Origin of the sequence: Polynucleobacter sp. AM-26B4 (genome assembly GCF_018882285.1) — a bacterium.
Classification (GTDB): domain Bacteria; phylum Pseudomonadota; class Gammaproteobacteria; order Burkholderiales; family Burkholderiaceae; genus Polynucleobacter.
Genome location: NZ_JACVOT010000006.1, coordinates 1 through 352, shown reverse-complemented (window position 1 = coordinate 352; position 352 = coordinate 1). Strand labels below are relative to the sequence as shown.

Annotated in this window: 1 protein-coding gene; it reads right to left on the bottom strand. The window is 52.6% G+C overall.

Annotated features, from left to right (window positions below):
• Positions 1-352 (bottom strand): hypothetical protein (locus ICE88_RS08435; RefSeq protein ID WP_216252045.1); only part of this gene is annotated, 352 nt, incomplete at both ends.

Here is a 352-nt window from a genome sequence, read left to right as displayed (position 1 = left end):
ACTTCATTGGCGTTCGTACCTACGGCACGAGTCGTGCTAGCAGCGTAACCATTGGCGCTGGTCAAAGTCACAGCCGTGGCCACTTCACTATTGGCATAGGTGCCAGATGTCTTAGTGAAGGCTGATGTGCCTAATGTGAGGCCGTCACCATAAACCTTCGTGCGGTTATCCGCAGTCAAGGTGATTGGACGAGCTGTGATGCTCAAGCTACCAGACACATAAGTAATGTCATAGTTGCTAGCCAAGAAGCCATCAGTGCCTGTGGCTGATGTAGCAACTACCTCACTAGCGTTCGTACCTACGGCACGAGTCGTGCTAGCAGCGTAGCCATTGGCGCTGGTCAAAGTCACAG